Annotated in this window: 3 protein-coding genes; 2 read left to right on the plus strand and 1 reads right to left on the minus strand. The window is 67.3% G+C overall.

Going from position 1 to position 6,770, the window contains the following annotated elements; genetic code table 11:
- Nucleotides 1-131 precede the first annotated feature (131 nt).
- Both C8D95_RS09895 and C8D95_RS09900 read left to right on the plus strand, forming a co-directional pair.
- The gene (locus tag C8D95_RS09895) at nucleotides 132-1,370 is read left to right on the plus strand and encodes an efflux RND transporter periplasmic adaptor subunit (RefSeq protein WP_109759000.1); all 1,239 of its coding nucleotides are present in this window, start codon (nucleotides 132-134) and stop codon (nucleotides 1,368-1,370) included.
- Complete coding sequence (locus tag C8D95_RS09900) at nucleotides 1,367-5,104, plus strand: efflux RND transporter permease subunit (protein WP_109759001.1); 3,738 nt, start codon at nucleotides 1,367-1,369, stop codon at nucleotides 5,102-5,104. The genes C8D95_RS09895 and C8D95_RS09900 overlap by 4 nt, the downstream gene beginning before the upstream one ends.
- A gap of 18 nt (nucleotides 5,105-5,122) precedes the next feature.
- Here the strand turns inward: C8D95_RS09900 and C8D95_RS09905 are convergent, their stop codons facing one another.
- A complete protein-coding gene (locus C8D95_RS09905) occupies nucleotides 5,123-6,313 on the minus strand; it encodes a multidrug effflux MFS transporter (protein ID WP_338143062.1) in 1,191 nt (396 codons plus the stop codon).
- Nucleotides 6,314-6,770 lie beyond the last annotated feature (457 nt).

Raw genomic sequence — 6,770 nt, forward strand, 5'->3', positions numbered from 1 at the left:
TGAATGCTGCATGTGCGAAAGCTTGCGCAAAACCGTCGTCATGATTAAACTGAACTGAACGGTTTAGCGTACTAGTCCAGACAACGAACTCCGACCGGGGCGCGCGCCCCGGCCAAAGGACCCGATTGAACATGCGGCTTTTCCCGATCCTCACCGCCATCGCCGTCGTGGCGAGCCTCTATCTCCTTGTCTTCGAGCGTCCCGCCCTGCTCGAATTCGCAGGTGTCGCGACAACCAGCGATGCCGTTGCGGTCGAGACCGAAGCGCCGCCCGCCGAAACCCGAAGCGCGGACGAAGCGCGCGCCGTCTCGGTCGTGGCCTTGCGCTCGTCTGCGACGTCGGTCGACGGAGCCGTCATCCTTCGGGGCCGCACGGAGGCCGCGCGCGAGGTGGAGGTGCAGGCCGAAACCTCGGGTGCCGTCGTGGGCGAGCCGTCCCGCAAGGGCGCCTTCGTCGAGGCCGGCGATGTCCTTTGCGAACTCGACCCCGGCACCCGCGAGATTGCGCTCGACGAGACCGTGGCGCGTCTGGAAGAGGCCCGCAGCCGCCTTCCCGCCGCCCAGGCCGGTCTTGCCCAGGCCCGCGCCGCGCTGGCCGAGGCCGAGATCAACGACCGCGCCTCGGCCCGCCTCAGCCAGGAAGGCTTCGCTTCCGAGACCCGCGTCGCCTCGACCACCGCCGCCGTCGAGGCCGCGCGGGCGGGCGTGCAGTCGGCAGCGTCGAACGTCGAAGGCGCCAGGTCGGGCATCCAGGCGGCCGAGGCCGCGGTCGCCGCAGCCGAGAACGAACTTACCAAGCTCGAGCTTCGCGCGCCTTTCCCGGGCCTCCTCGAAAGCAACACGGCCGAGCTTGGCGCGCTTCTCAGGCCGGGCGACGCCTGCGCCACGATCATCCAGCTCGACCCGATCAAGCTGGTGGGCTTCGTCCCCGAGACGCTGGTCGACCGCGTCGAGGTCGGCGCAATGGCTCAGGCGCGGCTCTCGACGGGGCGCGAGGTGACCGGCCAGGTCAGCTTCCTGTCCCGCTCGGCCGACGAGGCCACGCGCACCTTCCGCGTCGAAGTGCGCGTCCCGAACGCCGACCTGTCGATCCGCGACGGCCAGACCGCCGAGATCGCGGTGCAATCCGACGGCCAAAGCGCGCACCTCCTGCCCCAGTCCGCCCTGACTCTCGACGACGAGGGCCGGCTCGGTGTGCGGACGGTGGACGGCGACGTCGCACGCTTCGCACCCGTCACCGTGATCCGTGACACCGTGGACGGCATCTGGGTCGCGGGCCTTGAGCCGCAGGTCGACGTCATCGTGGTGGGCCAGGAGTTCGTCACCGACGGCGTGCCTGTCACCGCATCCATCCGGAGCGCATCCGAATGACCGGCATCGTCGACTGGGCCGCCAGCCGCGCGCGGATGGTGATCGCCTTCATCATCCTGTCGATCCTCGCGGGCGCCTTCGCCTATGCCTCGCTTCCCAAGGAAGGCGAGCCCGACATCGAGATCCCCGCCCTCTTCGTCAGCGTCCCCTTCCCCGGCATCTCGGCCGAGGACAGCGAAAAGCTTCTGGTCAAGCCGATGGAGACCGAGCTGTCGGACCTCGACGGTCTGAAGACGCTCCAGGGCACCGCAGCGGAAAACTATGCCGGCGTCATCCTCGAGTTCGAGTTCGGCTGGGACAAGACCAAGACGATGGCGGACGTTCGCGACGCCATGAACAACGCCGAGGCGGAGTTCCCCGAAGGCGCCGAGAAATACACGATCAGCGAGTTCAACTTCTCGGAATTCCCGATCATCATCGTGAACCTCACCGGCGCGCTGCCCGAGCGCACCCTTCTGCGCGTCGCGAAGGACCTCCAGGACCGGCTCGAGTCGCTCGACGCCGTGCTCGAGGCCGCGCTGACCGGCCACCGCGACGAGATGGTCGAGGTCGTGATCGACCCGATCCGGCTCGAAGCCTACAACGTCACGGCGGGAGAGCTGATCGGCGTGGTGCGCAACAACAACCAGCTTATCGCCGCAGGCGAGGTCGAGACCGCTTCGGGCGCCTTCGCCGTCAAGATCCCCTCGTCCTTCGACGACCAGCGCGACATCTACGACCTGCCGGTCAAGACAGACGGCGACCGCGTCGTGACACTGGGCGAGATCGCCGACGTCCGCGTGACCTTCGAGGACCGCACCGGCACCGCCCGCTTCAACGGCGACACGACGGTGGCGCTTCAGGTCGTAAAGCGGAAGGGCTTCAACATCATCGACACCGCCGCCCTGATCCGCGAGGAGATCGAGGCCGAACGCGCGACCTGGCCCGATGAACTGCGCGAGGCCATCGAGATCGGCGTCTCGAACGACCAGTCCCGCACCGTCGCCTCGATGGTCAGCCAGTTGGAAGGCTCGGTCCTGACCGCAATCGCTCTCGTGATGATCGTGGTGCTGGCGGCCCTCGGCTCGCGCTCGGCGCTGCTCGTGGGATTCGCGATCCCGACCTCATTCCTTCTGTGCTTCGCCTTCCTCGCCCTCATGGGTGTGTCGATCTCGAACATCGTCATGTTCGGCCTGATCCTCGCCGTGGGGATGCTGGTCGACGGCGCGATCGTCGTGGTCGAATACGCAGACAAGCGCATCCAGGAAGGCTCGGGGCCGATGGCGGCCTATACCGAGGCGGCGAAGCGGATGTTCTGGCCGGTCGTGTCCTCGACCGCGACCACGCTCTGCGCCTTCCTGCCCATGCTGTTCTGGCCGGGTGTCGCGGGACAGTTCATGGGAATGCTGCCCATCACATTGATCTTCGTCCTCATCGCGTCGCTTGTCGTGGCGCTGGTCTACCTGCCCGTCATGGGCGGCGTCGCGGGACGGATGAGCCGCAAGTTCGAGCGCGCTTCGGCGGCCCTGACCCGCACGACGCCATGGCTCCTGCGGGCGGCGCTCGTTCCTGTCGCGCTCTACCTGATGTTCCTGATGGCGATGCAGGTCCTGAACCCGGCCTACCTCCTCGGACCGGGTGCAGGGATGGCAGGATCCGCCCTGGGCGCCGTGGGCTTCGTGCTCGCCGCGATGCTGTCGTCCGTGGCGCTTGGCGCCGCGAAGATCGAGAGGCGGGCAAGCCGCGTCGACACGACCCGTCGCCGCAGCCCCTTCGGCCACCTGATCGCGTTCATCACCGGCAACCCGGTGATGCCGCTCGTGACCATCGGTCTCGTGCTGTTCTTCGTCACCTCGACCTTCGCCTACTTCGCCCAGCACAACAACGGCGTGGAATTCTTCGTCGAGACCGAACCCGAGCAGGCCATCGTCTATGTTCGCGCGCGCGGAAACCTTTCGCTCGACGAGAAGGACGAGTTGGTCGGACAGGTCGAGGACATCATCCTCGAGACGCCCGGCGTTCAGTCGGCCTTCGCCTTCGCCGGTCAGGGAGGTCTCAACGCCAACACCGGCGGCGCGACCGGACCCGTCGACGCCATAGGCCAGGTCCAGGTCGAGTTGATCCCCTGGGAAGAGCGCGCGGACGAGGCCGACAGGCTGGGTGTGACGGTCGAGGATCTGGACGGCAACCGCGTACTCGCCGACATCGAGGAGCGTCTCGCGGATCTGCCCGGGATCCGTTACGAGGTCCTGAACCTGTCCATGGGCCCGGCCTCGGCCAAGCCCGTCCACCTGCGGCTGAAAGGTGACGACTGGGAGCGGCTGATCGAGGCGACGACGCTGGCCCGTGCGACCTTCGAGACGACGCCGGGCCTCGTCGACACCGAGGACAACCTGCCCCTGCCCGGCATCGACTGGCAGATCGACGTCGACGTCGAGAAGGCCGGCCGTTATGGCGCCGACGTCGCCACCGTCGGCGGCATGGTGCAGCTTGTCACACGCGGTCTCCTCCTCGACACCATGCGGGTCGACAGTTCGGACGAGGAGATCGAGATCCGCGTCCGCCTGCCGGAAGAGGACCGCGTCCTCTCGACGCTCGACACGCTCAAGGTCCGCACCGCCGAGGGGCTGGTGCCGCTGTCGAACTTCATCACCCGCAAGCCCGTGGCGCAGCTTGCCCAGATCAACCGCGTCGACCAGAAGCGCTTCTTCGACGTCAAGGCCGGTGTCGCGCCGAACCTCTTCAAGGTCGAGACGGACAGCCTCGTGCATGTGGCGACGGTGCGCGCGCTCGAAGGCGATTCCGCCGGTTCGGGCGGCGCGCTAGTGACGAACGGCGCGGGCGAGCGTTTCGAGATCCTGACCCGCGAGGACAGCGTGACGGCCGCAGAGATCAGCGACCGCCTCGACGCAGGCGATTTCCGCACCGTCCCGATCAACGCGACCGAGCGCATCGCGGCCCTGACGGAATGGCTCGAGACCGACCCCCTTCCAGCCGGCATCGACTGGGAATGGACCGGCGACCAGGAGGACCAGGCGGAAAGCCAGGCCTTCCTGCAATGGGGCTTCTCGGCGGCGCTCGGGCTGATGTTCATCATCCTGCTGGCGCAGTTCAACTCGTTCTACAACGCCATCCTCGTCCTTCTGGCGGTCGTCCTGTCGACCACGGGCGTGCTGATCGGGATGCTTGTCATGGACCAGACCTTCTCGATCATCATGACCGGGACCGGGATCGTGGCCCTGGCCGGGATCGTGGTGAACAACAACATCGTGCTGATCGACACCTACCAGGAGTTCTCGCGCTACATGCCGCGCCTCGACGCCATCGTGCGCACGGCCGAGGAACGCCTTCGTCCGGTCCTTCTGACAACCATCACGACGATGGCGGGCCTGGCACCCATGATGTTCGGCCTCAGTCTCGACTTCATCGGCGGCGGCTACTCGATCGACAGCCCGACCGCGCTTTGGTGGAAGCAGCTTGCGACGGCGGTGGTCTTCGGCCTCGGCATCGCGACGGTACTGACGCTGGTGGTCACGCCGTCGCTTCTTGCGCTGCGGGTGTGGTTCTGGACGATCCTGTCGTGGCTGCTGAGCGGCATCGCGGCGCTGACGCGCGGCGCGCGCAGCCAGGACGCCCGCGACTGGGCCCTGGCGCGCGCGGCGCGCAAGCTGAAGGCGACGGAGATCGTGTGGGACGTCGACGCCGACCCCTCGGCGCCGGCCGAGGCGCCGCTCGAACTCAGGGCCGCCGAATAGGCGCAGGCCGGCGGCGGATCAGACCGCCTGACGCCGACCGCTACGGTCGACAAGAAGAGCCACCGCGAAGGCGCTGATGCCGCACAGCGCGATGGCCGCGACCATCGGCAGGACCGACCCGTCGAAGAACGGCGAGGCCAGAGTGACCGCCACCGCGCCGGCCACCATCTGAAGCGTGCCCCCGAGTGACGAGGCGAGCCCCGCGATCTCGGGGTGCGGATCCAGCGCCATGACCATCGTCGAGGGGATGACGAGGCCGAGAAAGGCGTTCGCGAGAAACAGCATCCCCACGACGACCGGCAGCGAGCCACCGCCCGCCAGCACGACGAGGACCAGGGCGGAGGCCACTGCCGCAAAACCCGCCGTCGCCCAGAACACGACCGTCTCCATCCCCAGCCTCTCGCCCAGGGGGCCTGCCGCCTGGCTGGCCGCGAAAAAGCCGATGGCGTTCATTGCGAAGGCGATCGAGAACCCGGTCGGGCTGAGGCCATAGGTGCCGGTATAGACGAAGGGCGCGCTGGTCAGGAACACGAAAAAGCTCGAGATCCCGAGGCCGCCGACGAAGGTCAGGCCCATGAAGACCGGATCGCGCAGAAGGATGCCCGCGTTGCGCCGAAGCGCCCTCGGCTCGATGGCGGCGCGGTTCTCGGGCCGCAGCGTCTCGGGCTGCGCGAAGGCCAGCAGGGCGAGGCTGACGAGCGACGCGGCCGCGATGACCCAGAACACCCCGCGCCAGCCGCCGATGGCGATGACGCCCGACCCGGCGAGCGGCGCGAGCATGGGCGACACGAAGATCACGAGCATGATCATCGCCATCAGCTTCGCGGCCTCGGGGCCGGTGTGCAGATCGCGGATGATGGCGCGCGGCACCACCATCAGCGCGGCCCCGCCGAGCCCTTGCAGGAATCGCGCCCCGATCAGGAAGCGGATGTCCGGCGCAACTGCGCAGAGCACGGTGCCGACGAGGAAGATGCCCAGCCCCGCGAAGATCGGCGGCTTCCGTCCGAAGCGGTCGGCCAACGGCCCGTAGATCAGCTGCGCCAATCCGAACGACAGAAAATAGGCGGTGATCGTCGCCTGGGTGCCCGACACGCCCGCGCCGAGCTCTGACTCGATGGCGGGCATAGCGGGCAGGTACATGTCGATGGCGAAGGGCGAGACGGCGGAAAGGAGCCCCAGCACGAGGGCGGTCCTGATCATCGGCGGCATGGGAGACTCTCCGGGGCTATCCGCAAAAAACTAAACTGATACGTTCAGTCTGGCAAGACTGGCGTGAGCCTCAGCGACGCACAAGACCCGAGTGGATGGCGGAGGGGCCGGGGAAGGCCCCGGGTCAGCCGACCTGATTGGCTCCCTTTCTGAGCGACGGACCCCAGGCGGGGCTGCTTTCGTGACCCCCGCTACCTGCAGCCTTCGCGCAAGACGTCGGCCATTTCTTTGGAAATGAGCGAGAATGTCATTGATCCAGACGTGCCACTCCGAAGTAGACTCCCTGACGCTAAGGCAACGGGCCGGACACGGCCGCGGGTCGGCTAGGAAAGGACAAGGAAAGAAAATGAAGGAGCAGTCCGCCACGACCGCCGACGAGACCGCGATGAAGCGGGAACTGGAAGAGCACCTTCGGAGGATTGAATCCGAGGATGTCCCCGAGCGCCTTCTCGAGCTT

It is taken from the genome of Silicimonas algicola (assembly GCF_003148765.1).
Lineage (GTDB): Bacteria > Pseudomonadota > Alphaproteobacteria > Rhodobacterales > Rhodobacteraceae > Silicimonas > Silicimonas algicola.